This window comes from Enterobacter sp. 01-M-03-SI-ECC (genome assembly GCF_047530215.1).
Classification (GTDB): domain Bacteria; phylum Pseudomonadota; class Gammaproteobacteria; order Enterobacterales; family Enterobacteriaceae; genus Enterobacter; species Enterobacter chengduensis.
Genome location: NZ_JBLKDA010000024.1, coordinates 54924 through 81710 on the forward strand (window position 1 = coordinate 54924; position 26787 = coordinate 81710).

The following is a 26787-nucleotide window of genomic DNA, read 5'->3' on the forward strand; positions in this document are numbered from 1 at the left end:
ATCAGCCGAAATAGCTCAGAAGGGTATTAATCACCGTGCGCTGGTTAACTGGCGCGAGGTTGTAGAACAGCGGCAGGCGAAGCAAACGCTCACTTTCTTTCGTAGTGTAACGGTCTTCACCCGCAAACGTGCCAAACGCTTCCCCGGCCGGGCTGGAGTGCAGCGGGATATAGTGGAACACCGCCATAATTTCGGCCTCTTTCAGCCAGGCGATGAGCTCGCTGCGGTCGTCGTTATCGCGCAGCTTGATGTAGAACATATGCGCGTTGTGGACGCAATCTGCCGGAATGGTCGGCAGCTCGATACGCCCGGCTTTAGCCAGAGGTGCAAGCGCATCGTAATAGGTTTGCCACAGGGAGAGACGCTGCAGGTTGATTCGCTCCGCGGCTTCCAGCTGTGCCCACAGGTACGCCGCCTGCAGATCCGCCATCAGATAGCTGGAGCCAATATCGCGCCAGGTGTATTTGTCTACCTGTCCCCGGAAGAACTGGCTGCGGTTGGTGCCTTTTTCGCGGATCACTTCCGCACGCTCCACGAGCGCCCGGTCGTTAATCAGCGTCGCGCCACCTTCACCGCCCGCCGTGTAGTTTTTGGTCTCATGGAAGCTAAAGCAGCCGATATGGCCGATGGTGCCCAGCGCGCGCCCCTTGTAGGTGGACATCACGCCCTGAGCGGCATCTTCCACCACAAACAGGTTATGTTTTTTGGCGATGGCCATAATGGTGTCCATTTCACAGGCCACGCCCGCGTAGTGAACCGGCACGATTGCGCGCGTTTTGTCGGTGATTGCCGCTTCAATCAGCGTCTCATCAATGTTCATGGTATCCGGGCGGATATCCACAAAGACGATTTTCGCCCCGCGCAGGACAAAGGCATTCGCGGTGGAGACGAAGGTATAGCTCGGCACGATCACTTCATCGCCGGGCTGGATATCCAGCAGCAGCGCCGCCATCTCCAGGGATGCCGTACAGGAAGGGGTCAGCAACACTTTGGCGCTGCGAAAACGCTGTTCCATCCACTGCTGGCAGCGACGGGTAAAACCGCCGTCACCGCAGAGCTTGCCGCTGCCCATGGCAGACTGCATATAGTCGAGTTCCGTGCCGACGACGGGGGGAGCGTTAAATGGAATCATCTTGTCACCTGTATAACCAGTAGGCGGTGGCGTCGATGTTGGCACCACTCGCAATATAACGTTTAAGCGCGGCGGTGTTGCCCAGTTGGGTCGCTACCCGCAGCGTCACAAGCTGCTGCTGCTGCGCCCAGTGCAGCGCCGCCTGCATGAGTTTCTCACCCATGCCGCGCCCGGCTAATAAGCCAATACGCGCCTCGCGCGCGTTGAGCTTACGCAGAGAAACAAACCCCTGGATCTGGCCCTCTCCTGCGCGGAAAACCAGGCAGACGTGGTCAAAGGTGCCTTTAACCGCATTCTCTATCCACTGGGCATAGAAACGTCCGCTGTCGTCCGGCGCGTACCAGGGCGCGCGAAAGCGGCTCTGCGCAAAGGCCTGAGCCGCCATCTGCCGCAGCACGGGGATGTCCTGTTCCGTTGCAATTTCCGCGCCAGCCGCATCGTGCCGCGTGAGGATAATGGAAAGATCGACCTCCCCTTCAACCAGCTGAAAGCCGCGTTGCTGGAGCGCGTCAAGCAGATCGGCACGCTCCGCCGGTATCTTCGCCTGCACCCGTTGCCAGGCGGTGAAATCCGATTCAGCCAGTACCGGCGCGTCATCGCGCAGACGCACGATGGCCGACGGCAGGCCGAAAAAGGCACTCTCCCACTGCAGGGACTCGATGACCCCATTCAGGTTGTTCAACGCCAGACGCCTTTGGTGTCGACAATAAACTGCTGACGAACGGCATCCCCGGACGTCGCTTTAAACTCTTTGTGATCCACCAGCAGCACCAGAACGTCCGCCGTCGCCAGCGCGTCGTCCAGCGCCGTCAGCGTGCAGTGCCCCGCCAGTTTTGCCGGTAATTCATGGATATTCGGCTCAACCACCAGCGTTTCACCTTTGTGCCATTCGGCAATCATCTCGGCAATTTCCATCGCCGGGCTTTCACGCAGATCGTCAATATTGGGTTTAAACGCCAGACCAAAGCAGGCAATTTTGAGTTCGCTGGCGAGCTTGCCGCTCTCCGCCAGACAGTCCGCAACCGTCGCCTTAACCTGATTAAGCACCCAGTGAGGCTTGCTGTCGTTCACTTCACGCGCGGTGCGAATCAGGCGCGCCTGCGCCGGGTTCTGCGCCACGATAAACCACGGGTCGACGGCGATACAGTGCCCGCCCACGCCCGGGCCCGGCTGGAGAATGTTTACACGCGGATGGCGATTCGCCAGACTGATCAGCTCCCAGACGTTAATCCCCTGATCGGCACAGATCAGCGACAGCTCGTTCGCAAAAGCGATATTCACGTCGCGGAAGCTGTTTTCCGTAAGCTTGCACATTTCAGCGGTGCGGGAGTTGGTCACCACGCACTCGCCTTCAAGGAAAATCTTGTACAGCGCGCTGGCGCGTTCGGAACAGACGGGCGTCATACCGCCAATGACGCGGTCGTTTTTAATCAGTTCGACCATGACCTGGCCCGGCAGCACGCGCTCCGGACAGTAGGCAATGTTGATATCCGCCTGCTCCCCCGCCTGCTGCGGGAAACGTAAATCAGGGCGCGCGTCGGCCAGCCACTGCGCCATTTGCTCGGTGGCCCCCACCGGAGAGGTCGACTCCAGGATCACCAGCGCCCCTTTCTTCAGCACCGGTGCGATGGATTTTGCCGCCGCCTCGACGAACGCCATGTCGGGCTCGTGGTCGCCCTTAAAGGGCGTTGGAACGGCAATCAGGAAGGCATCCGCTTCTACTGGGGTCGTGCTGGCACGCAGGAAGCCCCCCTCCACCGCCTCTCTCACCACGCGGTCAAGATCGGGCTCCACAATATGAATTTCGCCACGGTTAATGGTTTCCACCGCGCGGGTGTTGATATCGACACCGACAACCTGTTTTTGACGAGAGGCAAACGCCGCCGCGGTGGGCAGGCCAATATAGCCAAGACCAATGACAGAGATGGTAGAAAAACTCATAGCGATACCCGATTGTGTTTAAGTGCATGCAAAATACGGCCACAGGCCTGCCCGTCTCCGTACGGATTATGGGCCCGGCTCATCGCCTGATAGGCTTCATCGTCGTGCAGCAGGTGCGTGACTTCCTGGACAATAAGCTGTGCGTTGGTGCCGACCAGACGCACCGTACCCGCTTTGACCGCTTCCGGACGTTCGGTCGTTTCACGCATCACCAGCACCGGTTTACCGAGGGAGGGCGCCTCTTCCTGAATGCCGCCGGAATCGGTGAGGATCAGCCAGGCATGGTTCATCAGCCAGACAAACGGCAGGTAATCCTGAGGCTCGATCAGCAGGACATTGTCAACATGACCCAGAATGCGGTTAACCGGCTCGCTGACGTTAGGATTGAGGTGGACCGGATAGACAATCTGCACATCGTCGTTCTGCGCGGCGATTTCCGCCAGCGCGTGACAGATTTGCTCAAAACCACGGCCAAAGCTTTCGCGCCGATGGCCAGTGACCAGAATGGTTTTTTTGCCGTTGTGCAGGAATGGATAGCGGGCAGCGAGCTCTTTTTTAAGATCGTCATTGGCGAGGACGCGGTCACGTACCCAAATTAATGCATCAATGACCGTATTGCCGGTGACAAAGATTTTGTTATCGGCGATATTTTCACGCAGCAGGTTCTGACGCGAGTTTTCCGTTGGCGCAAAGTGGTACATCGCCAGATGGCCCGTTAACGTGCGGTTGGCCTCCTCCGGCCACGGCGAATAAAGATTGCCGGTGCGCAGACCCGCCTCAACATGCCCCACAGGAATACGCTGGTAAAACGCGGCCAGGCTGGTCGCAACGGTCGTGGTGGTGTCGCCGTGTACCAGCACCACGTCTGGCTTGAATGACTCCAGGATCGGCTTAAGATCTTGCAGAATGCGACAGGTTATTTCCGTCAACCCTTGCCCCGGTTTCATAATATTAAGGTCGTAATCCGGGACGATGGAAAAGAGCGTTAAAACCTGATCGAGCATCTCACGGTGCTGGGCCGTGACGCACACTTTCGCTTCAATATCAGGATCGCAGGCCAGCGCATGTACCAGAGGTGCCATCTTAATGGCCTCAGGCCGGGTGCCAAATACGGTAAGTACTTTCACATCGATTCTCTTCGATTAGACGATGAAGGCCGCAGCCTTCATCGTAAACGGCGTTCTTAGTTTGTACGACGACGCGTTAACGCCACACCAGCACCAACGAGCGCGCCCACAATCCCCCACATGATCATCAGGAATGCGCGGCGCGGGCTGTCGCGTTTTACAGGTTCTTCAGGCGTTCGCAAATAACGATAGGTCTGAAAACGCGGGTCCAGGGATGGACCGACATTGAGCGTATTCAGCATCGCGCGATTTTGATCGTAATCGAGGTCAAAATCGGGCCCAACGGCCTTCAGGTTTTCCAAACGTGCCTGCAGCATAGGGCGGCCCAGAAGGAACATTTCAGAGTCAGGCAGTTCATCAGCCGGCACGTCCGTCTCCGTACGGGAAATATTATGCTGTTCCGCAATTTTCAGCGCCTGCTCAATGTTATGCACCCGGCGGCCAAAAATGGTATTCGCCACCTCTTCCTGACGCTTCACCTGCGCTTTCATCTGGATCGTGCGGGCTGCCCAGGCACCCTTAAGCTCTTCGTTAAGATGGCTTGCGGCACGCTGACTGGCAAACGCGACGTACTGGCGCAACAGGTTGTTGGCATCCGGGGCGGTTTCTGCAATCAGCTTGACGCTGTCATTCACGTTACGCAGCGCGTCGCCCGGCATAAACTGAATATTGTTGATTAGATCGTCCAGCAGGGCGGCATCGGCTTTGGTATTATCCACCCGGCGCTGCTTGTAGTAATCCGTCTGGGACCAGAAATCGCGGCGGGTATCCCATGAAGCCAGCTGCATCACAAACTCTTTATAGGCTTCATCCATAACGGAGGCCTGGTCCGGCGTCGCGAGGCTGGCTTTAATATCCAGGTTTCGCAGGAATTGCTGCTGGGAATAGTATCCCCCGAGCATGTTAACCGTTGGTTTATCCGTGATTGCCGTGGCGCTCCATTCTTGCTTTGCAAAGAACGTATAGGCCAGCGCCAGCAGGGCAAACCCCAGCGCGATCCCCGCAATCCAAAGTTTGCCTGCCCATAACACGCGAAACAAACCCCGAATATCCAGTTCATTCTCAGTTACCACTGATTTCGCTCCCGCCAACGGTTGAGTCATCATAGTCCCGGTTTTACTTAGTTAATGTTGTATGTTTGCCACTGTTGCGACGCATCCTGCGCTTAATACGTTTAATGAAGCGTGCTACCTTCCATGCGCGCTTGATGCAGTAGCCATAGAGAGAAAAAGCAAGCAAGAACAATACCAACATAGCCCATTCAGGTACAAAATGTGTATATTCCGCTGTCACGCCAATCCCTGCCAGAATAGCAGCCGCCAGCGTAATAAGCACAAATGCCTGTCTGGAAGTGAATCCGGCTCGCATGATCAAATGATGAATGTGCTGACGGTCAGCAGAGAAAGGACTCATCCCTTTACGAAGGCGGCGATACATAATCGCTACCATATCCATTAATGGGATAGCAATAATCCATAATGCCGTTACCGGGCTAATAGGGTGAACGTCACCCTGAGTGGTTTCCAGCAGGATCCAAATGATAGTAAAGCCGATAAGGGTGCTACCCGCATCACCCATGAATACCTTATAGCGCCGGCCCAATGCGCCGAGATTTAACAGGATATAAGGCAGGATGGCCGCAATCATGGCAAAACACCACATAGCAAGGCTATATTGCCCATCAAACCATAAAATGAAACCTATTGCGGCAAACGAGACGCAGGACAGGCCACCCAGCAAACCATCTATACCGTCCACCATATTGAACGCGTTAATCGCGACCCAAACGGCAAAAAGCGTCAGGAAATAGCCGAACGGACCGAGCTCCATCTCCCAGGAGCCAAAAATATAGCCCAGGCTACTCAAGTGCAGCTTTGCGAACACCATCATAGAGATAGCTACAGCAGCCTGAACGAAGGCGCGGATTTTGACGCTAATATCATAACGGTCGTCAAGAGCGCCAACCACCACAAGTACCGTCGCGCAAGTCAGATACAGCCTGGCATGCGGAATATAGTAATCCGCAATAGCAAACGTGAAGCAGATTCCCGCGAAAACAGAGATGCCACCGACCAGAGGGATCATGCCTTGATGACGTTTACGGAAGTTGGGTTTATCCACTAATCCCAGATATTTCGCCACCTTACGTGCCAGAAACAAAAAGCAGGTGGTAAATAAGAAAATACTGGTTAGTTCAGCAAACGTATCAAGTAGGTTCACAATGGATGTTCTCAACAAATGTTAGTCAAGTAAGTATAACCATCAAGGCGCTGAGCCTGAAGTTATAAAGCAAACCTCTTACAGTTCCATTTGTTTATTATTCAAGCTATTAATGTTTTTACTGTGCGAATTATCTTATTGTTGCACCGCCCAGTCAAAAATTGGGCGTACAGGGTACTAGCGTATAGTCCACAAAAGAAAAACGCCACGTAAAAACGTGGCGTTCACTGGCTTTATTTCCGTTACGAGCGCTTCATCATGTCGAAGAAATCGTCGTTGGTTTTGGTCATCGCCAGTTTGTTAATGAGGAACTCCATCGCGTCAATTTCACCCATTGGATGGATGATTTTGCGCAGGATCCACATTTTCTGCAGCTCTTCTTGGGTGGTGAGCAGCTCTTCTTTACGGGTACCGGAACGGTTGTAGTCGATAGCCGGGAAGACGCGTTTTTCAGCGATCTTACGAGAAAGGTGCAGTTCCATGTTACCTGTACCTTTAAATTCTTCGTAAATTACTTCGTCCATTTTTGAACCGGTATCGATCAGCGCCGTCGCGATGATGGTCAGGCTGCCGCCCTCTTCCACGTTACGTGCGGCACCGAAGAAGCGTTTCGGACGGTGCAGGGCGTTAGCATCCACACCACCGGTCAGCACTTTACCGGACGCCGGAACCACGGTGTTGTAGGCACGCGCCAGACGGGTAATGGAGTCGAGCAGAATGATCACGTCTTTCTTGTGCTCAACCAGGCGTTTCGCCTTCTCGATAACCATTTCCGCAACCTGAACGTGGCGAGAGGCTGGCTCGTCGAAGGTTGAAGCAACCACTTCACCTTTAACCAGACGCTGCATCTCGGTCACTTCTTCCGGACGTTCGTCAATCAGCAGTACCATCAGCACGCAGTCTGGGTGGTTATAGGCGATGCTCTGTGCGATGTTCTGCAGCAGCATGGTTTTACCCGCTTTTGGCGGAGCCACAATCAGACCACGCTGGCCGCGACCAATAGGTGATGCCAGATCCAGCACGCGCGCCGTTAAGTCTTCGGTAGAACCGTTACCACGCTCCATGCGCAGGCGAGAGTTCGCGTGCAGCGGCGTTAAGTTCTCAAAGAGGATCTTATTACGCGAGTTTTCAGGTTTGTCGAAGTTAACTTCGTTGACTTTCAACAGCGCAAAGTAGCGTTCACCCTCTTTCGGAGGACGAATCTTACCTGAAATGGTGTCACCAGTGCGGAGGTTGAAACGGCGGATTTGGCTGGGGGATACGTAGATGTCGTCAGGGCCGGCGAGGTAGGAGCTGTCTGCAGAGCGGAGGAAACCAAATCCGTCTTGCAATATCTCCAGCACACCGTCGCCAAAGATATCTTCGCCACTCTTAGCGTGCTGCTTCAGGATGGCGAAAATGATGTCCTGCTTGCGCATACGAGCCTGGTTTTCCAGCCCCATATTTTCGCCGAGAGTGATCAGCTCAGAAACCGGCGTATTCTTTAATTCGGTAAGATTCATAATGGTGTGGGTTCTTAAACTCGGGGTGATTCTCGAACTTAATGTTGTGAATGGTATGGCAGGGTCATCCATGCCTGTTTAGCGGCCATCAACTCATGTCTGTTCGCTGTCTGGTCACAGGGAAAGAACGCAGAACTGAAACGACAAGACGGATTTGAGTGACAAGCCCGGAATTTAGCCACTTCACGCACTGTTCATGTCAACAACGGGAAGTATCGGGTAAAACAAGATTCAAACAACAAGATATGTTTAAAACGAAGTCATAGCTAACTTAGCACGACTTCAGCCGGGCGTCCAGAGTTCCACATCATTTAGCCGGGAGCTCTGAACGCGCAGCGGAGAAACCTTACGCCAGGTTAGCGTCCAGGAACTCTTTCAGTTGACCTTTGGACAGCGCGCCCACTTTGGTCGCGGCCACTTCGCCGTTTTTGAACAGCAGCAGGGTCGGGATGCCACGGATACCGTATTTTGGTGCAGTGCCCGGGTTCTGGTCGATGTTCAGCTTGGCAACGGTCAGTTTGCCCTGATATTCGTCAGCGATCTCATCCAGAATCGGGGCGATCATTTTGCAAGGACCACACCATTCAGCCCAGAAATCGACGAGGATCAGCCCGTCAGCCTTAAGTACGTCCGTGTCAAAACTGTCGTCAGTCAGGTGAATAATTTTATCGCTCATATATAACTCCACAGGAATAAGCCTGGTACGTTGGTTTTGTCTCCACCAACGACGTGTTGATGTCGCATTAACCAACTAAAGGTTGACTTTATTTCACCGGATACGCTTTCGTAAAGCAATAGTAAGCTGATATTCTACCACACTATGAGCAAAACACATTTAACAGAACAGAAGTTTTCCGACTTCGCCCTGCACCCAAAAGTGATCGAAGCCCTTGAAACTAAAGGGTTTCATAACTGCACGCCCATTCAGGCCCTCGCGCTGCCGCTGACGCTGGCTGGTCGCGATGTTGCAGGGCAGGCGCAAACCGGTACCGGCAAAACGATGGCGTTTTTGACGTCAACGTTTCATTATTTACTTTCTCACCCAGCGATTGCAGACCGCAAAGTTAACCAGCCGCGCGCGCTCATTATGGCTCCGACGCGAGAACTGGCGGTACAGATCCATGCAGACGCTGAACCCCTGGCACAGGCTACCGGTCTTAAGCTTGGCCTGGCCTATGGCGGTGACGGCTACGATAAGCAGCTGAAAGTGCTGGAAAGCGGCGTGGATATCCTGATCGGTACCACCGGCCGTCTTATCGATTACGCCAAACAGAACCACATTAACCTCGGTGCAATCCAGGTTGTGGTGCTTGATGAAGCCGACCGCATGTACGATCTGGGCTTCATTAAAGATATCCGCTGGCTGTTCCGCCGCATGCCGCCGGCCAATCAGCGTCTGAACATGCTGTTCTCTGCCACCCTCTCTTATCGCGTGCGTGAACTGGCGTTTGAACAGATGAATAACGCCGAATACGTGGAAGTGGAGCCTGAGCAGAAAACGGGTCACCGCATTAAAGAAGAGCTCTTCTATCCTTCTAATGAAGAGAAAATGCGTCTGCTACAAACGCTGATCGAAGAAGAGTGGCCGGACCGCGCCATTATCTTCGCAAACACCAAACACCGCTGTGAAGAGATCTGGGGCCATCTGGCTGCGGACGGTCACCGTGTTGGCCTGCTGACCGGCGACGTGGCGCAGAAAAAACGCCTGCGCATCCTCGACGAATTTACCCGTGGCGATCTTGATATTCTGGTCGCAACCGACGTGGCGGCACGTGGTTTACACATTCCAGCCGTGACGCACGTCTTTAACTACGATCTGCCAGACGACTGTGAAGACTACGTACACCGTATCGGTCGTACCGGTCGTGCGGGCGCAAGCGGTCACTCAATTAGCCTTGCGTGTGAAGAGTATGCGCTGAATCTTCCGGCCATCGAGACGTATATCGGTCACTCGATTCCGCAGAGCAAATATAATCCGGAAGCGCTGTTAAGCGAACTGCCGCCGCCTAAGCGTCTTACCCGCCCACGCTCCGGCAATGGTCCGCGTCGTTCAGGCGGCGCACCGCGTAATCGTCGTCGTTCAGGTTAAAAAAATATGCTTAGCTCCACCTCGCTTTATGCGGCAATTGATCTCGGTTCGAATAGTTTTCATATGCTGGTTGTGCGCGAGGTGGCGGGAAGCATACAAACGCTGACGCGCATTAAGCGCAAGGTCCGCCTCGCGGCGGGCCTGAGCAGCGACAATCACCTCTCACCTGAAGCCATGGAACGTGGCTGGCAGTGTCTGCGACTCTTTGCCGAGCGTCTGCAGGATATCCCGCATGCCCAAATCACCGTGGTGGCTACAGCCACGCTCCGCCTGGCGGTTAACGCCGTGGATTTTATTGCCAAAGCGCAGGAAATTCTGGGTTGTCCGGTACAGGTTATCAGCGGTGAAGAAGAGGCTCGCCTGATTTATCAGGGTGTTGCACACACCACAGGGGGTGACGATCGCCGTCTGGTGGTGGACATCGGCGGTGCCAGTACCGAGCTTGTGACCGGCACCGGCGCGCAGGCAACGTCGCTGTTTAGCCTTTCAATGGGTTGCGTAACCTGGCTGGAGCGCTACTTTACCGATCGTAATCTGGGTAAAGAAAACTTCGACGAGGCGGAAAACGCCGCGCGCGACGTGTTGCGTCCGGTGATGGACGAGCTGCGCTATCACGGCTGGAAAGTCTGCGTGGGCGCCTCGGGTACCGTGCAGGCTCTGCAGGAAATCATGATGGCGCAGGGAATGGACGAGCGGATCACGCTTGCCAAACTTCAGCAGCTGAAACAGCGCGCCATCCAGTGCGGACGACTGGAAGAGCTGGAAATTGAAGGCCTGACGCTGGAACGCGCCCTGGTCTTCCCGAGCGGGCTGGCTATTCTTATCGCCATTTTCACCGAGCTGAATATCCAGTGCATGACCCTGGCCGGCGGCGCGCTGCGCGAAGGTCTGGTCTACGGGATGTTGCATCTGTCGGTCGATCAGGATATCCGCAGCCGTACCCTGCGCAACGTGCAGCGTCGTTTTCTGGTTGATATCGATCAGGCAGGACGCGTATCGCAGCTGGCATCACGCTTCGCCGATCGGGTCGCTAACGTCTGGGATCTTGATAATCTGAGCCGGGATCTGCTGCTGAGCGCCTGCGCGCTACATGAAGTGGGGCTAAGCATTGATTTTAAGCAGGCGCCGGCTCATGCAGCGTATCTGGTACGAAATCTCGATCTGCCGGGCTATACCCCCGCGCAGAAAAAATTGCTGGCAACGCTGCTGCTGAACCAGACCAATGCCGTCGATCTCTCCTCTCTGCATCAGCAAAACGCCGTACCGCCGCGCGTGGCCGAGCATCTGTGCCGCCTGCTGCGTCTGGCGATTCTGTTTGCCAGCCGTCGCCGCGACGATCTGCTGCCTGCCATTAATCTGGTGGCGAATGAAGAGACGCTTTCGCTGACGCTGCCGGAGAACTGGATCGATCGTCACCCGTTAGGGGCAGAGATGATCGAGCAGGAGTGCCAGTGGCAGAGCTATGTGCACTGGGTGCTGGAAGTGAAGTAAGATCGTGAAAAATGCCGGGTGGCGCTACGCTTACCCGGCCTACAAGCCTTTCGGACTCATCCTTTCTCTTTGGCTTTTGCCAGCATGGCGCGGATATTCGCCACGTTAGCCTGGCCCTTGTGCATCCGCTCTTCAGCGGTAATCACTTTGCGCTCCTGCTCCCAAATCAGGTCATCCTGCGGCAGTTCCAGCAGGAAACGGCTCGGCTCCGGGCGGACCAGCTCACCGTACTGGCGGCGCTCTTTGCACAGCGTGAAGGTCAACTCTTTCTGCGCACGGGTGATCCCCACGTAGGCCAGGCGGCGCTCCTCGTCGACGTTGTCTTCATCAATGCTGCTCTGGTGCGGCAATAACCCCTCTTCCATGCCGACCAGATAGACATACGGGAACTCCAGACCTTTCGACGCGTGCAGCGTCATCAGCTGCACCTGATCGGCTTCCTCTTCGCTCTCGCCGCGCTCCATCATGTCGCGCAGGGTAAAGCGGGTGACCACCTGGGTCAGGGTCATCGGCTCGTCGATTTCCGAGCCTTCCAGCATTTCGGTCATCCAGCTAAAGAGCTGGTTAACGTTTTTCATCCGCATCTCAGCCGCTTTCGGGCTGGCGGAGGTTTCGTATAGCCAGGATTCGTAATCAATACCGTGGATAAGATCGCGCACCGCCGCCACCGGCTCGCGCTCCGCGAGACGCTGCACTTCGCCAAGCCAGTGGGTGAAGCGGGTGAGATTATCGTACCCGCGCCCCGTCAGCGTCTGGCTCAGGCCCATATCAAAGCTGGCGGTAAACAGGCTTTTATTGCGGGTCATCGCCCACTCGCCCAGCTTTTGCAGCGTCGCCGGGCCAATCTCGCGTTTTGGCGTATTCACGATGCGCAGAAACGCGCTGTCGTCATCCGGGTTAGTAAGCACGCGCAGGTAGGCCAGCAGATCTTTAATTTCTGGCCGTGAGAAGAACGACGTGCCGCCCGAGATTTTGTAAGGAATGCGGTTCTGCATCAGCATTTTTTCAAAGACGCGCGACTGATGATTGCCGCGATAGAGGATCGCGTAATCCTTATATTCGGTTTTGTTGACGAAGTGATGGGCGATGAGTTCGCCCGTCACGCGCTCCGCTTCATGCTCTTCGTTGTTGGCGCTGAGCACTTTCAGCTCCGTCCCGTAGCCCAGCTCGGAGAAGAGACGCTTCTCAAACACGTGCGGGTTATTGGCAATCAGGATGTTGGCTGCCTTCAGAATACGCCCGGAAGAGCGATAGTTCTGCTCCAGCTTAATCACCTGCAGCGCCGGGAAGTCTTTGCTCAGCAGCACCAGGTTTTGCGGACGCGCGCCGCGCCAGGAGTAGATCGACTGATCGTCATCGCCTACCACAGTGAAACGCGCGCGCTGCCCCACCAGCAGCTTCACCAGCTCGTACTGGCTGGTGTTGGTGTCCTGATATTCATCCACCAGCAGGTAGCGAATTTTATTCTGCCAGCGCTCGCGCACTTCTTCATTGCGCTGTAAAAGCAGCGTGGGCAGCAGGATCAGGTCGTCGAAGTCCAGCACGTTGCACGCTTTCATGTGCGCGTCGTACAGGCCATAGCAGTGGGCGAAGATCCGATCCCGTTCGCCTTTGGCGATCGCCGCGGCCTGAGCCGGGGTCATCAGATCGTTTTTCCAGTTCGAGATCGTCGAGATCAGCTGCTGCAGCAGCACCTTGTCATCTTCGATCAGCCCCTCGGTGAGCTCTTTGAGCAACGCCACCTGATCGGTGTCGTCGAAGAGCGAGAAGTTGGACTTCATTCCCAGCGCGGCGTACTCGCGCTTAATGATATCCAGCCCCAGCGTGTGGAAGGTGGAGATCATCAGCCCGCGCGCCTCTTTGCGCCCCAGCGTCTGGCCGACGCGCTCTTTCATCTCGCGCGCCGCTTTGTTGGTAAACGTCACTGCCGCAATGTGCCTGGCCTGATAGCCGCAGCCGCGGATCAGGTGGGCAATCTTGTTGGTGATCACGCGCGTTTTACCGGATCCCGCGCCCGCCAGCACCAGACAGGGTCCAGTGACAAATTCGACGGCTTGTTGTTGTCCGGGGTTTAAACGCATAAATGATCACTCAATGAAAGTCAGGAGGGGAGAATAACAGCGTGGTAGTATAGCGAGCCTAATCCATACCACTCAAGGCACGATCATGGCAAAAACAGCAGCAGCACTGCATATTCTTGTTAAAGAAGAGAAACTGGCTCTGGATCTTCTGGAGCAGATCAAAAACGGCGCCGACTTCGGCAAGCTGGCGAAGAAACACTCTATCTGTCCGTCAGGCAAACGCGGCGGCGATCTGGGTGAGTTCCGCCAGGGTCAGATGGTCCCGGCGTTCGATAAAGTGGTCTTCTCCTGCCCGGTGCTGGAGCCAACCGGCCCGCTGCACACGCAGTTCGGCTACCACGTTATCAAGGTTCTGTACCGCAAATAAAAAAGCCGGGTGGCGGCTACGCCTTACCCGGCCTACATCTTACGGTGTTGTAGGTCGGGTAAGCGAAGCGCCACCCGACAAAGTTGTTAACCCGCTACCGCGATGCGCTTCATATCGGTCATGTAGCCACGCAGTTTGTGGCCCACTTTCTCGATCTGGTGGCTGCGAATCGCTTCGTTCACATCGCGCAGCTGCGCGTTGTCCACGGCACCTTCTGCAATCGCTTTACCCAGGTCGCCCGTCTGCAGCGTGGTCATAAACTCTTTCAGCAGCGGTACGCAGGCGTAAGAGAACAGGTAGTTACCGTATTCTGCGGTATCGGAGATCACCACGTTCATTTCGTACAGACGCTTACGGGCGATAGTGTTCGCAATCAGCGGCAGCTCGTGCAGTGATTCGTAGTATGCAGACTCTTCGATGATGCCGGAATCCACCATGGTTTCGAACGCCAGCTCAACGCCTGCCTTCACCATGGCGATCATCAGGACGCCTTTATCGAAGTACTCCTGCTCGCCGATTTTACCTTCATACTGTGGCGCGGTTTCGAACGCGGTTTTACCGGTCTCTTCACGCCAGGTCAGCAGTTTCTTATCGTCGTTCGCCCAGTCCGCCATCATCCCGGAAGAGAACTCGCCGGAGATGATGTCGTCCATGTGTTTCTGGAACAGCGGCGCCATAATGGTTTTCAGCTGTTCGGACAGCGCGTAAGCACGCAGTTTTGCCGGGTTGGACAGACGGTCCATCATCAGCGTAATACCGCCCTGCTTCAGCGCTTCGGTGATGGTTTCCCAGCCGAACTGAATCAGTTTTTCCGCGTAGGCCGGGTCGGTGCCCTCTTCCACCAGCTTGTCGAAGCACAGCAGGGAGCCCGCCTGCAGCATGCCGCACAGAATGGTTTGCTCGCCCATCAGGTCAGATTTCACTTCGGCAACGAAGGAGGATTCCAGCACGCCCGCGCGGTGGCCACCGGTCGCAGCTGCCCATGCTTTGGCGATCGCCATGCCTTCGCCTTTCGGATCGTTTTCCGGGTGAACCGCGATCAGGGTCGGCACGCCAAAACCACGCTTGTACTCTTCACGCACTTCGGTACCCGGGCACTTCGGTGCCACCATCACCACGGTGATGTCTTTACGGATCTGCTCGCCCACTTCAACGATGTTGAAGCCGTGGGAGTAACCCAGCGCCGCGCCGTCTTTCATCAGCGGCTGTACGGAACGCACGACGTCTGAGTGCTGCTTGTCCGGGGTCAGGTTAACCACCAGATCCGCCTGCGGGATCAGCTCTTCGTAGGTACCCACTTTGAAGCCGTTTTCGGTCGCTTTGCGCCAGGAAGCACGCTTCTCGGCAATCGCTTCTTTGCGCAGGGCGTAGGAGATATCCAGACCGGAGTCACGCATGTTCAGGCCCTGATTCAGACCCTGTGCGCCACAGCCGACGATGACCACTTTTTTACCCTGAAGGTAGCTTGCGCCATCGGCAAATTCATCGCGCGCCATGAAGCGGCATTTGCCCAGCTGCGCCAGCTGCTGGCGCAAGTTCAGTTTATTAAAGTAGTTAGCCATGGGTGATACCTCGTGATGTTGTGTGTCTTATTGTTCGGTTCGCATATGCGAGAATGAACTTACTATATGACAGGAAATTTATTGCGGAAATTGATATATTCACAACGTCATGTTGCAATTTTTGCAATGTAAAAAGAGGGAGTGAAATCGGTGGATTTACGCGATCTGAAAATGTTTCTTCACCTGGCGGAAAGCCGTCATTTTGGCCGCAGCGCCCGGGCGATGCACGTTAGCCCCTCCACGCTTTCACGCCAGATCCAGCGCCTTGAGGAAGATCTCGGCCAGCCGCTGTTCATCCGCGATAACCGCACCGTCACCCTCACGGAAGCGGGTGAAGAGCTGCGCATTTTTGCCCAGCAGACGCTTTTGCAGTACCAGCAGCTGCGGCACTCGATTGACCAGCAGGGGCCGTCACTTTCCGGCGAGCTGCATATTTTCTGCTCCGTGACCGCCGCCTATAGCCATTTGCCGCCCATCCTTGACCGCTTCCGCGCGGCGCATCCGTCGGTTGAGATTAAGCTCACCACCGGCGACGCCTCCGACGCAATGGAAAAAGTGGTGACGGGTGAAGCGGATCTCGCCATTGCCGGGAAGCCTGAAACGCTGCCGGGCGCGGTAGCGTTCTCGATGCTGGAGAATCTGGCGGTGGTGCTGATCGCCCCGGCGCTGCCCTGCCCGGTGCGTAACCAGGTGTCGGTGGAAAAACCGGACTGGTCCACGGTGCCGTTTATCATGGCCGACCAGGGACCGGTGCGCCGTCGTATCGAGCTGTGGTTCCGCCGCCAGAAAATCAGTAACCCGTCGATTTACGCCACGGTCAGCGGCCATGAGGCGATGGTGTCGATGGTGGCGCTCGGCTGCGGCGTGGCGCTACTGCCGGAGGTAGTGCTGGATAACAGCCCGGAGCCGGTGCGCAATCGCGTGATGATTCTGGATCGCAGCGATGAGAAAACGCCGTTCGAACTTGGCGTGTGCGCACAAAAAAAGCGGCTGCATGAGCCGCTTATCGACGCGTTCTGGAAGATATTGCCCAATCATTGAAGTCGGGTGGCGCTGCGCCTACCCGACCTACGATCCGCTTAACCTGCGAGGAAAAAACGAAACGCCGGATTGTGGGTTTCGTCGTGACACTCATAGCCAAGCTCGTTCAGCCGCGTTTCGAAATCCGGCTCGTGCTCGCCCAGCTCGAACGCCGCCAGCACGCGGCCGTAGTCGGTGCCGTGGCTGCGGTAGTGGAACAGGGAGATGTTCCAGTGCGTGCCCAGCGTGTGCAGGAACTTGAGCAGCGCGCCCGGCGATTCCGGAAACTCAAAGCTGAACAGACGTTCCCTGAGCGGCTTCGAGGGACGTCCGCCGACCATATAGCGCACGTGCAGTTTCGCCATCTCATCGTCAGAGAGATCGACCACGCTGTAGCCGCCTTCGTGCAGGAGGTTCAGGATCTCTTTACGCTCCTCTACGCCGCGGCTCAGGCGCACGCCGACAAAAATGCAGGCGTCTTTGGCATCGGCAAAACGGTAGTTAAACTCCGTCACCGAACGGCCGCCCAGCAGCTGGCAGAACTTCAGGAAGCTGCCCTTCTCTTCCGGAATCGTCACCGCCAGCAGCGCCTCACGCTGTTCCCCAAGCTCGCAGCGCTCGGACACGTAGCGCAGGCCGTGGAAGTTCACGTTGGCGCCAGACAGCACGTGCGCCAGACGCTCGCCGCGAATATTGTGCTGCGCGACGTATTTTTTCATCCCCGCCAGCGCCAGCGCGCCGGACGGTTCCGCCACCGCACGCACGTCTTCGAACAGATCTTTCATCGCCGCGCAGATAGCGTCGCTATCCACCGTGACGATATCGTCGAGATATTCCTGGCAGAGACGGAAGGTTTCATCCCCGATGCGTTTTACCGCCACGCCTTCGGCAAACAGCCCAACGCGGGGCAGATCCACCGGATGTCCGGCTTCCAGCGCCGCTTTCAGGCAGGCAGAGTCTTCCGCTTCCACCGCGATGACTTTGATCTGCGGCATCAGCTGTTTGATCAGCACCGCCACGCCCGCCGCCAGCCCGCCGCCGCCCACCGGGACGAAGACGCGGTCGAGATGGGCATCCTGCTGCAGCAGTTCCAGCGCCAGCGTGCCCTGACCGGCAATCACCATCGGGTGATCGAACGGCGGCACCCAGGTGAAGCCCTGCTGCTGCGCCAGCTCGATCGCTTTGGCTTTGGCTTCGTCAAAGTTAGCCCCGTGGAGCAGCACTTCACCGCCGAAACCGCGCACCGCGTCGACTTTGATGTCTGCGGTAGCAACCGGCATCACGATCAGCGCTTTCAGCCCCAGACGGGCCGAGGAGAACGCCACGCCCTGGGCGTGGTTACCCGCCGACGCGGTAATGACGCCGCGCGCTTTTTGTTCCTCGGTCAGCCCGGCCATCATCGCGTAGGCGCCGCGCAGCTTAAAGCTGTGCACCGGCTGGCGGTCTTCGCGCTTCACGAGAATCACGTTGTCGAGACGCGACGAGAGCTTTTCCATTTTCTGCAGCGGCGTGACCTGCGCCGCTTCATAGACCGGCGCGCGCAGCACCGCTCTCAGATATTCCGCCCCCTCGGGGGCGGCGGATAAGGGTTGTGACTCGGCCATCATTAGCCCCCAAGTTTCGATTTATCGCGCACCGCGCCTTTATCTGCACTGGTGGCAAGGCTCGCGTAGGCACGCAGGGCGAAGGAGACTTCACGCTGGCGGTCTTTCGGCGTCCAGGCTTTGTCGCCGCGCGCTTCCTGCGCCTCGCGACGGGCCGCAATTTCCTGGTCGCTCAGCTTGAGCTGAATGCCGCGGTTCGGGATATCGATTTCAATCAGGTCACCGTCTTCAATGATGGCGATGTTGCCGCCGCTTGCCGCTTCCGGCGAAACGTGACCGATGGAGAGACCTGACGTACCGCCGGAGAAACGGCCGTCGGTGATCAGCGCACAGGCTTTGCCGAGCCCCATAGACTTCAGGAAGGTGGTTGGGTAGAGCATCTCCTGCATGCCCGGGCCGCCTTTTGGACCTTCATAGCGAATGACAACCACGTCGCCTTCCACCACTTTGCCACCGAGAATCGCCTCTACCGCTTCGTCCTGGCTTTCGTACACTTTCGCCGGGCCGGTGAATTTCAGAATGCTGTCGTCCACGCCTGCGGTTTTCACGATGCAGCCGTTTTCCGCGAAGTTACCGTACAGCACGGCCAGACCGCCGTCTTTGCTGTAGGCATGTTCCAGCGAGCGGATGCAGCCCTCGGCGCGGTCATCGTCCAGCGTGTCCCAGCGACAGTCCTGCGAGAACGCCTGGGTGGTACGGATCCCGGCAGGACCCGCGCGGAACATTTTTTTCACCGCGTCGTCTTTGGTCAGCATGACGTCGTACTGGTCCAGCGACTCCGGCAGCGTCAGACCGAGCACGTTTTTCACGTCACGGTTCAGCAGCCCGGCGCGATCCAGCTCCCCCAGAATACCGATGACGCCACCGGCACGGTGCACGTCTTCCATGTGGTATTTCTGGGTGCTTGGCGCGACCTTACACAGCTGCGGGACCTTGCGGGACAGCCTGTCGATATCGCTCATGGTGAAGTCGATTTCGGCTTCCTGCGCGGCGGCCAGCAGGTGCAGAACGGTGTTAGTGGAGCCGCCCATGGCGATGTCCAGGGTCATGGCGTTTTCGAACGCGGCCTTACTGGCGATGCTGCGCGGCAGCGCGCTGGCGTCGTCCTGCTCGTAGTAGCGCTTGGTGAGCTCAACGATGCGCTTACCGGCGTTGAGGAACAGCTGCTTGCGGTCGGCGTGGGTCGCCAGCAGGGAACCGTTGCCCGGCTGCGACAGGCCCAGCGCTTCGGTCAGGCAGTTCATGGAGTTCGCCGTGAACATGCCGGAACAGGAGCCGCAGGTCGGACACGCGGAGCGTTCCACCTGGTCGCTCTGCTCGTCAGAGACTTTCGGGTCCGCGCCCTGGATCATCGCATCGACCAGGTCGAGCTTGATGATTTTGTCGGAGAGCTTGGTTTTCCCCGCTTCCATCGGCCCACCGGAGACGAAGATCACCGGAATATTCAGGCGCAGGGAGGCCATCAGCATCCCCGGGGTAATTTTGTCGCAGTTGGAGATACAGACCATCGCATCGGCGCAGTGGGCGTTGACCATGTACTCCACCGAGTCGGCGATCAGCTCGCGCGACGGCAGTGAATAGAGCATGCCCCCGTGCCCCATCGCGATACCGTCATCCACCGCAATAGTGTTGAACTCTTTCGCCACGCCGCCGGAGGCTTCGATTTGCTCGGCAACCAGTTTGCCGAGATCGCGCAGGTGTACGTGGCCCGGTACGAACTGGGTAAAGGAGTTCACCACGGCGATAATCGGTTTGCCGAAATCGGCGTCGGTCATCCCGGTGGCGCGCCACAATGCGCGGGCACCCGCCATGTTACGGCCGTGGGTAGTAGTGGCTGAACGATACTTAGGCATGCTTTATTGACTCCCGTCTGACTGTTTCATGGGACGGTGCGTGCCGTCCCAAATTTATATTTAGTGATTAACCTGATCCAACCAGCCGTATTTATCTTCTGTTTCGCCGGTGAAGAGGCCAAAGAACGCTTGCTGAATGCGTTTGGTGACCGGGCCACAGCGGCCTTCGCCCACCTGGATACCGTCTACGCTGCGCACCGGCGTAATTTCAGCCGCGGTGCCGGACATGAAGACTTCATCGGCCAGATACAGGGATTCGCGGGACAGCACCTGCTCGCGGACTTCGATACCGAGATCTCTCGCCAGCTTGATGATGGCGTCACGGGTAATGCCCGGCAGCGCGGACGAGGTGAACGGCGGCGTGAACAGGATGCCGTCTTTCACTTCAAACAGGTTTTCGCCCGCACCTTCGGAGATGTAGCCATTCACGTCCAGGGCAATACCTTCCTGGTAGCCGTGACGGCGCGCTTCGCTCCCGACCAGCAGGGAAGAAAGATAGTTACCGCCCGCTTTCGCCGCGGTCGGGATGGTGTTTGGCGCCACGCGGTTCCAGGAAGAGACCATGGCGTCGATCCCCTGCTCCAGGGCTTCAGCCCCGAGATAAGCCCCCCACGGGAACGCGGCAATGATCACATCGGTGTTGTAACCGGCTGGCGGGTTCACGCCCATACCGACATCACCTACGAACACCAGCGGACGGATGTAGGCGCTGGTCAGGTTGTTCTTGCGAATCACGTCGCGACAGGCTTCCATCAGCTCGTCGACGCTTTGGGAAACCGGGAAACGATAAATTTTGGCTGAGTCATGCAGACGCTGCATGTGTTCGCGATGGCGGAACACCACTGGCCCTTTGTGAGAATCGTAGCAGCGGATGCCTTCAAAGACGGAGGTACCGTAGTGCAGCGCGTGGGACATCACGTGGACCTTCGCGTCCTCCCAGCGAACCATCTCACCGTTGAACCAAATGTAATCAGCTTTTTTTGTCGTCATTTTTTCGTCCTGTCACGCTTAAGCGCGGATTTGTTGTGATGTGGTTGTGCTCTGGCAGATGGCAACATGGGCAACGTCTACCAGCTTTGATAACTGACTAAACAGTAAGTCGACCGGCCGCGGGCTGGCAACGGTTAATTCGATACTGATGTTCTGCGCGTCGGTGGCCGTCTCCATATTCATAGAGCAAATCTGAAAACCACGATGACGCACCACGCGCAAAACGCGTTCTAAGGTTTCCGGGTTGAAGCGAGCCTGTACGGCGACCTGATGCTGCATCATGATAATTTCTCCATCATTTGTGAGTTACTGGCACCTGGCGGCACCAGCGGCCAGACGTTCTCGAGTTCATCGATTGAGACATGAAGCAGGTAAGGCCCATCGCTGTTCAGCATGGTGTCGAGCGCCGCTTCAACCTGATCTTTACGGGTGATGTGCTGGCCAGGAATGCCAAAGGCGCTGGCCAGGGTGAGGAAATCGGGGTTATCGGTGAGCGTTGTTTCGCTGTAACGCTCCTGGAAGAACAGCTGTTGCCACTGGCGGACCATCCCTAAGCGCTGGTTGTCGAGCAAGACGATTTTCAGCGGCAACTGCTTGCGCTTAACGGTGCCGAGCTCCTGGACATTCATCATGAAGGAGCCGTCACCGGAGATACAGATAACGGTATCGTTCGGTCGGGCAACCTGCGCGCCAACGGCTGCCGGCAGACCAAAGCCCATCGTCCCTAACCCGCTGGATGTGATGAAGTTTTCCGGGCGGGTGTAGGTCATGTGCTGCGCGGACCACATCTGGTGCTGACCGACGTCGGTAGTGACGACGCTATCTGCCGGTTTACGGTCGGACAGCTGCTTCAACAGCAGCGGCGCGTAGATAGCATCCCCAGGATGATCGTAGCGCCAGGCGTGCTCGGTGCGCATCTCTGCGGTGTGCTGACGCCATGCGCTGATGTCCAGCGGCTGCTGCAATGCCGGTAACAGCGCGTTGAGATCGCCCTGCAGCGCAACGTGCGCCTGACGCAGCTTGTTCATCTCCGCCGGGTCGATATCCATATGAATAACTTTAGCGTTCGGCGCAAAGGTATTCAGCTTGCCGGTGACGCGGTCGTCAAAACGGGCGCCGACGGCGATGAGCAGATCGCATGCCTGCACCGCCAGGTTTGCCGCTTTGGTGCCGTGCATCCCCAGCATGCCCAGATAGTAGGGATAATCCGCCTCGACAGCGCCGAGACCTTTCAGCGTGCAGGTCGCTGGCATCTGGGTAGTTGCGATAAATTCGCGCAGGGCGGGAACGGCCTGCGCCATGCCTACGCCACCGCCGACGTACAGCATCGGCTGTTTCGCCTGCGCCAGCATCTGACGGGCCTCTTCAACCTCTGCGTGCGGGAACGCATTGTTGTTTTCAACGGTAGAGAAGTACGGTTCCAGATCGCCAAATGCCACCTGGATATCTTTCGGGATATCGACCAGAACCGGCCCCGGACGACCGGAGCTTGCCACGTCGAACGCTTCTGCCATCACACGCGGCAGCTCTTCCAGAGACTGGACGAGGAAGCTGTGTTTGGTGCAGGCCAGCGATAAACCGAGGACGTCCACTTCCTGGAAGGCGTCGGTACCGATGAAGGGAGATGCCACCTGCCCGGTGATGGCGACAACCGGAACAGAGTCCAGCAGCGCATCAGCCAGGCCGGTGATCAGGTTGGTTGCGCCCGGGCCTGACGTCGCCATACACACGCCGGTTTTACCGGTCGCTCGGGCATAGCCAATGGCCGCCATCGCTGCACCCTGCTCGTGTCGGCACAAGAGATGTTCCACGCCGCCGTCATACAGTGCATCGTAAATCGGCATAATTGCGCCACCCGGATAACCGAATACGGTTTCGACTCCCTGCGCGCGCAACGCATGTACTACCCACTGTGCCCCATTCATAGTTAGTTCCCCGTCATAAATCGGGAGAAACAGAATTTTGTGCTAGTCGTCATTCTCTGCTCCTCATTTACGTTTTTTAGTCATAAAAAAACCCCCGGACCTTTCGGTGCGGGGGTCTTAGTTCGTTAAGGCTTGATTGCTAAGCCTTTCCTCGTCCAAGTGCAGCCCCGCACGGTGGGATAATAATCACCACCACGCTAATCACGACCAGGCTAATCACTCGTAGAAGGGCTGTCATTTTCAGTTCTTTTTGCATCTTGTTCGAAGGAATACCTAAAGAGGTATCACAGTTTTTAAATTAAACACAAGATTTATTTATGACGGATTTGATTAGCCCGCAAATCATTTTTCTTAAAACCGTTGTTTTATATACGGAAAATAGATAATGAATTTTTTTCATTTTTTTGCTGCAGTTCTAACCGACAAAACGGCACTTTTTACAGTATGCGAGGAGGCTTCCACGGTTATGCAAGGGTTGCAGTGCACGCTTAAAATCTCTGAACAGGCAGCCTAAATCCGCTAAATGACGCTAAACAGGCAAAAAAGGCGCTGGCATAGTCACACCAGGAGGTAGTGCAAATGTCACTGTCAGTTGTTTATACGCGTGCGGCGCTCGGGGTGAAGGCACCGCTGATTTCCGTCGAGGTTCACTTAAGTAATGGCCTGCCTGGACTCACGCTCGTCGGGTTGCCTGAAACGACGGTAAAAGAGGCCAGAGATCGCGTTCGCAGCGCAATAATAAATAGCGGTTATACCTTCCCCGCGAAGAAGATCACTATCAACCTTGCCCCCGCCGATCTTCCTAAAGAGGGGGGACGATACGATTTACCTATCGCAATTGCCCTTCTCGCGGCTTCTGAGCAGCTTAATACGACACGGCTAGGCTCGTATGAGTTCGTTGGCGAACTCGCGCTTACAGGCGCGTTAAGAGGCGTTCCCGGTGCGATCTCGGGCGCGCTGGAGGCCATACGAGCAGGGCGGCAAATCATTGTGGCCAATGAAAACGCATCAGAAGTGAGTCTTATTGCCGAGAAAGGGTGTCTCGTCGCGGGGCATTTACAGGAAGTGTGTGCCTGGCTGGAGGGGCGACATGAACTGTCCGAGCCGGAAGAATGTGATGATGTTATCGCGGATGCTCCGGAGGATCTCCGCGAGATTATGGGGCAGGAGCAAGGGAAAAGGGCGCTGGAGATTACGGCTGCAGGTGGACACAATCTTCTGCTGATTGGTCCGCCGGGTACGGGTAAAACCATGCTGGCAAGCAGGTTGAGCGGGTTGCTTCCACCGCTCAATAATCGTGAAGCGCTGGAAAGCGCCGCCATATACAGCCTGATCGGTTCTACGTCGTTGCAAAAACAGTGGCGACGTCGCCCTTTTCGTTCCCCACATCACAGCGCTTCACTGACGGCGATGGTCGGCGGCGGGTCTATCCCCGGGCCGGGAGAGATCTCACTGGCACACCATGGCATTCTGTTTCTCGATGAGCTGCCAGAGTTTGAGCGCCGCGTGCTGGATGCACTGAGGGAGCCCATTGAATCCGGCGAGATACATATCTCACGCACGCGCGCCAAAATAAGCTATCCCGCGCAGTTTCAGCTGGTCGCGGCGATGAATCCCAGCCCGACGGGGCATTACCAGGGCAACCATAACCGCTGTACGCCAGAACAAACGTTGCGCTATCTGGGAAAGCTTTCCGGACCGTTCCTCGATCGCTTCGATTTATCCCTCGAAATCCCGCTTCCTCCGCCGGGCCTGCTCAGGCAAACGGGCATAACGGGGGAGAGCTCAGCAGTGGTACGCGAGCGGGTGATGGCTGCCCAGATGCGGCAATACGCTCGTCAGGACAAGCTGAATGCGCGGCTGGATAATACTGGGATCCGGCAGTTTTGTTCACTTAACAGTGAGGATGCAGTATGGCTTGAGGAGACGCTAACGCGCTTTGGGCTGTCTATACGTGCGTGGCAGCGTTTGCTAAAAGTGGCCAGAACCATTGCTGACGTGGAGGGATGTACTGACATTGAGAGGAAACACCTGCAGGAGGCGCTGAGCTACCGCGCCATCGATCGTTTGCTGCTGCATTTGCAGAAACTACTGGCATAAAAAAGGGGCCGTAGCCCCTTCTCTTCATTTTAGTCATCAGACTCGGTGTAGTCTTCTGCACCTTCCATCTGCGGCTTGCCGCCAGACAGGGTATGGAAGCGCTTTGGACGCTTAATGCGTGCCATGTACTTGATCCATACACGTTCCGCTTCAGACTCCGGCTCACGCTCACCACGGCAAACAGAAACAAACTGTTTTTCGTCTTCGGTAGCAGGTTCACGCTTACCCAGATCCAGCTCGTTAAAGGCATAACCATGGCGCTCAAGCAGTTGAGCTTCTTTGATGGTGAAATCGCCGTGACGAGAGAACCCGCGCGGATAATGTTTATTGTCGAAAAAACGATTAGTCGTCGTAAAGCTTTCCGCCATCCTACACGCTCCTAATTCTTTGGCCGAGCTATTTATGGCGCGGAGTATTAGTTACGCTTGACAGAGTGTAAAACAAAACATTTAAATCATAACGACAAATAATTTTGCGGAGAAAGATGTGGATACGGAATTGCTTAAAACTTTCCTTGAAGTGAGCAGAACGCGCCACTTTGGGCGAGCAGCCGAAGCCCTTTACCTGACGCAGTCAGCGGTCAGTTTTCGTATTCGACAGCTGGAAAATCAACTGGGTGTGAATCTTTTTACCCGCCATCGCAACAATATTCGCTTAACGCCGGCGGGTGAGAAACTGCTGCCTTACGCAGAAACGCTCATGAATACCTGGCAGGCAGCACGTAAAGAGGTAGCACATACCTCGAGGCACAATGAGTTCTCGATAGGTGCCAGCGCTTCTCTGTGGGAATGCATGCTAAGTCAGTGGCTTACCCGGCTGTATCGTTCCCATGGGCACCTGCAATTCGAAGCGAGAATTGCACAGCGGCAGTCGCTGGTTAAGCAACTTCATGAGCGCCAGCTTGATCTGCTGATCACAACTGAAGCCCCCAAGATGGACGAATTTAGCAGCCAGATTGTGGGTCAGTTTGGCCTGGCGCTTTATGCCTCTGAACCTTCGATGATGAAGGCAGACCTGACCTATTTACGGCTGGAATGGGGGCCGGATTTCCAGCAGCACGAGACGGGATTGATTGCGCCAGATGATGTTCCGCAGTTAACGACCAGCTCTGCAGAGATCGCCTGCCAGCAGCTACCCTTGCTGAAAGGTTGTACCTGGCTACCTGTTCGCTGGGCAGACACTAAAGCGGGGCTGCACACCGTGATGGATTCCACCACGCTCACCAGGCCGCTGTATGCGATTTGGCTGCAAAACAGCGATAAGCAATCGCAGATAAAAGATCTTCTAAAAATCAATGTAATGGATTGATATAACGGCCAGCAGGGATGCTGGCTGAAATTAAGAAGAACGTTTTCTGCCGTATTTCAGGCAAAAAAAATCCTTTGCCGAAGCAAAGGATTATATATGGCAGGGGCGGAGAGACTCGAACTCGCGACACCCGGTTTTGGAGACCGGTGCTCTACCAACTGAGCTACGCCCCTAAAGTTTTTTGCCATTAAGCCTGCCAGTTAGGCAGGCTTAATGTCTTAATAAGTGGCGGAACGGACGGGACTCGAACCCGCGACCCCCTGCGTGACAGGCAGGTATTCTAACCGACTGAACTACCGCTCCACCGAAGACTGCTTGTAACCACCGGATTTATGCACCGGCTTACTACTTAATTTGATGCCTGGCAGTTCCCTACTCTCACATGGGGAGACCCCACACTACCATCGGCGCTACGGCGTTTCACTTCTGAGTTCGGCATGGGGTCAGGTGGGACCACCGCGCTAAAGCCGCCAGG

At 56.2% G+C, this 26787-nt stretch carries 24 protein-coding genes, 2 tRNA genes and 1 rRNA gene; 6 read left to right on the plus strand and 21 right to left on the minus strand.

The features are described 5' to 3' along the window. Position 1: 1 nt before the first annotated feature. The 8 genes from rffA to trxA form a co-directional block, all read right to left on the minus strand. Positions 2 to 1132: a dTDP-4-amino-4,6-dideoxygalactose transaminase gene (gene rffA, locus ACMWKK_RS19510; protein ID WP_112781688.1), complete on the minus strand. Its 1131-nt coding sequence runs from the start codon at positions 1130 to 1132 to the stop codon at positions 2 to 4. Positions 1133 to 1136: 4 nt separating this feature from the next. Then, positions 1137 to 1814: a dTDP-4-amino-4,6-dideoxy-D-galactose acyltransferase gene (rffC, locus tag ACMWKK_RS19515; protein WP_112781687.1), complete on the minus strand. Its 678-nt coding sequence runs from the start codon at positions 1812 to 1814 to the stop codon at positions 1137 to 1139. Then, entirely contained in the window at positions 1811 to 3073 is a 1263-nt protein-coding gene (gene wecC, locus ACMWKK_RS19520) for a UDP-N-acetyl-D-mannosamine dehydrogenase (RefSeq protein ID WP_112781686.1), read from the minus strand. Before wecC ends, rffC begins: the two co-directional genes overlap by 4 nt. Continuing rightward, positions 3070 to 4200, minus strand: a complete 1131-nt coding sequence (gene wecB, locus ACMWKK_RS19525; RefSeq protein WP_112781685.1) for a non-hydrolyzing UDP-N-acetylglucosamine 2-epimerase — start codon at positions 4198 to 4200, stop codon at positions 3070 to 3072. The genes wecC and wecB overlap by 4 nt, the downstream gene beginning before the upstream one ends. 56 nt (positions 4201 to 4256) lie before the next feature. Further along, on the minus strand, positions 4257 to 5303 hold the full coding sequence (wzzE, locus tag ACMWKK_RS19530; RefSeq protein ID WP_112781684.1) for an ECA polysaccharide chain length modulation protein: 1047 nt from the start codon (positions 5301 to 5303) through the stop codon (positions 4257 to 4259). Between the two features lie 13 nt (positions 5304 to 5316). Next, positions 5317 to 6420, minus strand: coding sequence for a UDP-N-acetylglucosamine--undecaprenyl-phosphate N-acetylglucosaminephosphotransferase (wecA, locus tag ACMWKK_RS19535; RefSeq protein WP_112781683.1), 1104 nt, complete (start codon positions 6418 to 6420; stop codon positions 5317 to 5319). 242 nt (positions 6421 to 6662) lie between these two features. After that, the gene (rho, locus tag ACMWKK_RS19540; protein ID WP_008501566.1) at positions 6663 to 7922 is read right to left on the minus strand and encodes a transcription termination factor Rho; all 1260 of its coding nucleotides are present in this window, start codon (positions 7920 to 7922) and stop codon (positions 6663 to 6665) included. A 346-nt stretch (positions 7923 to 8268) separates the two neighbouring features. Next, entirely contained in the window at positions 8269 to 8598 is a 330-nt protein-coding gene (trxA, locus tag ACMWKK_RS19545; protein ID WP_006179218.1) for a thioredoxin TrxA, read from the minus strand. 144 nt (positions 8599 to 8742) lie between these two features. On the opposite strand from trxA, the gene rhlB reads away from it, so the two are divergent. Both rhlB and gppA read left to right on the plus strand, forming a co-directional pair. Continuing rightward, positions 8743 to 10011 carry an ATP-dependent RNA helicase RhlB gene (gene rhlB / locus ACMWKK_RS19550; RefSeq protein ID WP_045330327.1) on the plus strand — a complete coding sequence of 423 codons (1269 nt, stop codon included), beginning with the start codon at positions 8743 to 8745 and terminating at the stop codon, positions 10009 to 10011. A gap of 6 nt (positions 10012 to 10017) precedes the next feature. Then, entirely contained in the window at positions 10018 to 11502 is a 1485-nt protein-coding gene (gene gppA, locus ACMWKK_RS19555) for a guanosine-5'-triphosphate,3'-diphosphate diphosphatase (protein ID WP_048994057.1), read from the plus strand. A gap of 56 nt (positions 11503 to 11558) precedes the next feature. Here gppA and rep read toward each other — a convergent pair whose 3' ends face one another. Beyond that, the gene (gene rep, locus ACMWKK_RS19560) at positions 11559 to 13583 is read right to left on the minus strand and encodes a DNA helicase Rep (protein ID WP_028014817.1); all 2025 of its coding nucleotides are present in this window, start codon (positions 13581 to 13583) and stop codon (positions 11559 to 11561) included. 85 nt (positions 13584 to 13668) lie between these two features. Between rep and ppiC the strand changes: the two genes are divergently transcribed. Beyond that, positions 13669 to 13950, plus strand: coding sequence for a peptidylprolyl isomerase PpiC (ppiC, locus tag ACMWKK_RS19565; RefSeq protein ID WP_008501570.1), 282 nt, complete (start codon positions 13669 to 13671; stop codon positions 13948 to 13950). Positions 13951 to 14036: 86 nt separating this feature from the next. Here ppiC and ilvC read toward each other — a convergent pair whose 3' ends face one another. Next, the gene (gene ilvC / locus ACMWKK_RS19570) at positions 14037 to 15512 is read right to left on the minus strand and encodes a ketol-acid reductoisomerase (RefSeq protein WP_112781682.1); all 1476 of its coding nucleotides are present in this window, start codon (positions 15510 to 15512) and stop codon (positions 14037 to 14039) included. Between the two features lie 150 nt (positions 15513 to 15662). Between ilvC and ilvY the strand changes: the two genes are divergently transcribed. Next, positions 15663 to 16553, plus strand: a complete 891-nt coding sequence (gene ilvY / locus ACMWKK_RS19575; RefSeq protein ID WP_112781681.1) for an HTH-type transcriptional activator IlvY — start codon at positions 15663 to 15665, stop codon at positions 16551 to 16553. A 38-nt stretch (positions 16554 to 16591) separates the two neighbouring features. Here the strand turns inward: ilvY and ilvA are convergent, their stop codons facing one another. The 7 genes from ilvA to ilvL form a co-directional block, all read right to left on the minus strand. Beyond that, positions 16592 to 18136, minus strand: coding sequence for a threonine ammonia-lyase, biosynthetic (ilvA, locus tag ACMWKK_RS19580; protein WP_088475394.1), 1545 nt, complete (start codon positions 18134 to 18136; stop codon positions 16592 to 16594). A gap of 2 nt (positions 18137 to 18138) precedes the next feature. Further along, positions 18139 to 19989: a dihydroxy-acid dehydratase gene (ilvD, locus tag ACMWKK_RS19585; protein ID WP_112781680.1), complete on the minus strand. Its 1851-nt coding sequence runs from the start codon at positions 19987 to 19989 to the stop codon at positions 18139 to 18141. A 60-nt stretch (positions 19990 to 20049) separates the two neighbouring features. After that, on the minus strand, positions 20050 to 20979 hold the full coding sequence (gene ilvE / locus ACMWKK_RS19590) for a branched-chain-amino-acid transaminase (RefSeq protein WP_112781679.1): 930 nt from the start codon (positions 20977 to 20979) through the stop codon (positions 20050 to 20052). 18 nt (positions 20980 to 20997) lie between these two features. Beyond that, the gene (gene ilvM, locus ACMWKK_RS19595; RefSeq protein ID WP_003860184.1) at positions 20998 to 21261 is read right to left on the minus strand and encodes an acetolactate synthase 2 small subunit; all 264 of its coding nucleotides are present in this window, start codon (positions 21259 to 21261) and stop codon (positions 20998 to 21000) included. Beyond that, positions 21258 to 22904, minus strand: coding sequence for an acetolactate synthase 2 catalytic subunit (gene ilvG / locus ACMWKK_RS19600; protein WP_112781678.1), 1647 nt, complete (start codon positions 22902 to 22904; stop codon positions 21258 to 21260). The genes ilvM and ilvG overlap by 4 nt, the downstream gene beginning before the upstream one ends. 2 nt (positions 22905 to 22906) lie before the next feature. After that, complete coding sequence (gene ilvX, locus ACMWKK_RS19605; protein WP_166792073.1) at positions 22907 to 22957, minus strand: peptide IlvX; 51 nt, start codon at positions 22955 to 22957, stop codon at positions 22907 to 22909. Between the two features lie 86 nt (positions 22958 to 23043). Continuing rightward, a complete protein-coding gene (gene ilvL, locus ACMWKK_RS19610; protein ID WP_001311244.1) occupies positions 23044 to 23142 on the minus strand; it encodes an ilv operon leader peptide in 99 nt (32 codons plus the stop codon). Positions 23143 to 23483: 341 nt separating this feature from the next. Here ilvL and ACMWKK_RS19615 point away from each other — a divergent pair, with 341 nt between their 5' ends. Next, positions 23484 to 25004, plus strand: coding sequence for a YifB family Mg chelatase-like AAA ATPase (locus ACMWKK_RS19615; protein ID WP_112781677.1), 1521 nt, complete (start codon positions 23484 to 23486; stop codon positions 25002 to 25004). A 29-nt stretch (positions 25005 to 25033) separates the two neighbouring features. On the opposite strand, the gene ACMWKK_RS19620 is transcribed toward ACMWKK_RS19615, so the two are convergent. Further along, entirely contained in the window at positions 25034 to 25372 is a 339-nt protein-coding gene (locus ACMWKK_RS19620) for a DUF413 domain-containing protein (protein WP_023309658.1), read from the minus strand. 118 nt (positions 25373 to 25490) lie between these two features. On the opposite strand from ACMWKK_RS19620, the gene hdfR reads away from it, so the two are divergent. Beyond that, positions 25491 to 26312: an HTH-type transcriptional regulator HdfR gene (gene hdfR / locus ACMWKK_RS19625; RefSeq protein ID WP_112781676.1), complete on the plus strand. Its 822-nt coding sequence runs from the start codon at positions 25491 to 25493 to the stop codon at positions 26310 to 26312. 97 nt (positions 26313 to 26409) lie between these two features. Here hdfR and ACMWKK_RS19630 read toward each other — a convergent pair. The 3 genes from ACMWKK_RS19630 to rrf all read right to left on the minus strand — a co-directional run bounded on the left by ACMWKK_RS19630 (position 26410) and on the right by rrf (position 26787). Beyond that, positions 26410 to 26485, minus strand: a tRNA-Trp gene (locus ACMWKK_RS19630). Positions 26486 to 26538: 53 nt separating this feature from the next. After that, positions 26539 to 26615 (minus strand) — tRNA-Asp (locus tag ACMWKK_RS19635). A 56-nt stretch (positions 26616 to 26671) separates the two neighbouring features. Continuing rightward, a 5S ribosomal RNA gene (gene rrf, locus ACMWKK_RS19640) occupies positions 26672 to 26787 on the minus strand.

Excerpts from the sequence above, each read along its gene's own strand:
- ilvC (WP_112781682.1), bottom strand. The coding sequence starts at position 15,512 with ATGGCTAACTACTTTAATAAACTGAACTTGCGCCAGCAGCTGGCGCAG.
- ilvA (WP_088475394.1), bottom strand. The coding sequence starts at position 18,136 with ATGGCCGAGTCACAACCCTTATCCGCCGCCCCCGAGGGGGCGGAATAT.
- ilvM (WP_003860184.1), bottom strand. The coding sequence starts at position 21,261 with ATGATGCAGCATCAGGTCGCCGTACAGGCTCGCTTCAACCCGGAAACC.
- ACMWKK_RS19620 (WP_023309658.1), bottom strand. The coding sequence starts at position 25,372 with ATGGCGGAAAGCTTTACGACGACTAATCGTTTTTTCGACAATAAACAT.
- rffA (WP_112781688.1), bottom strand. The coding sequence starts at position 1,132 with ATGATTCCATTTAACGCTCCCCCCGTCGTCGGCACGGAACTCGACTAT.
- ilvD (WP_112781680.1), bottom strand. The coding sequence starts at position 19,989 with ATGCCTAAGTATCGTTCAGCCACTACTACCCACGGCCGTAACATGGCG.
- ilvG (WP_112781678.1), bottom strand. The coding sequence starts at position 22,904 with ATGAATGGGGCACAGTGGGTAGTACATGCGTTGCGCGCGCAGGGAGTC.
- gppA (WP_048994057.1), top strand. The coding sequence starts at position 10,018 with ATGCTTAGCTCCACCTCGCTTTATGCGGCAATTGATCTCGGTTCGAAT.
- ilvL (WP_001311244.1), bottom strand. The coding sequence starts at position 23,142 with ATGACAGCCCTTCTACGAGTGATTAGCCTGGTCGTGATTAGCGTGGTG.
- wzzE (WP_112781684.1), bottom strand. The coding sequence starts at position 5,303 with ATGACTCAACCGTTGGCGGGAGCGAAATCAGTGGTAACTGAGAATGAA.
- rhlB (WP_045330327.1), top strand. The coding sequence starts at position 8,743 with ATGAGCAAAACACATTTAACAGAACAGAAGTTTTCCGACTTCGCCCTG.
- ilvE (WP_112781679.1), bottom strand. The coding sequence starts at position 20,979 with ATGACGACAAAAAAAGCTGATTACATTTGGTTCAACGGTGAGATGGTT.
- rho (WP_008501566.1), bottom strand. The coding sequence starts at position 7,922 with ATGAATCTTACCGAATTAAAGAATACGCCGGTTTCTGAGCTGATCACT.
- trxA (WP_006179218.1), bottom strand. The coding sequence starts at position 8,598 with ATGAGCGATAAAATTATTCACCTGACTGACGACAGTTTTGACACGGAC.
- ACMWKK_RS19615 (WP_112781677.1), top strand. The coding sequence starts at position 23,484 with ATGTCACTGTCAGTTGTTTATACGCGTGCGGCGCTCGGGGTGAAGGCA.
- rep (WP_028014817.1), bottom strand. The coding sequence starts at position 13,583 with ATGCGTTTAAACCCCGGACAACAACAAGCCGTCGAATTTGTCACTGGA.
- wecC (WP_112781686.1), bottom strand. The coding sequence starts at position 3,073 with ATGAGTTTTTCTACCATCTCTGTCATTGGTCTTGGCTATATTGGCCTG.
- ppiC (WP_008501570.1), top strand. The coding sequence starts at position 13,669 with ATGGCAAAAACAGCAGCAGCACTGCATATTCTTGTTAAAGAAGAGAAA.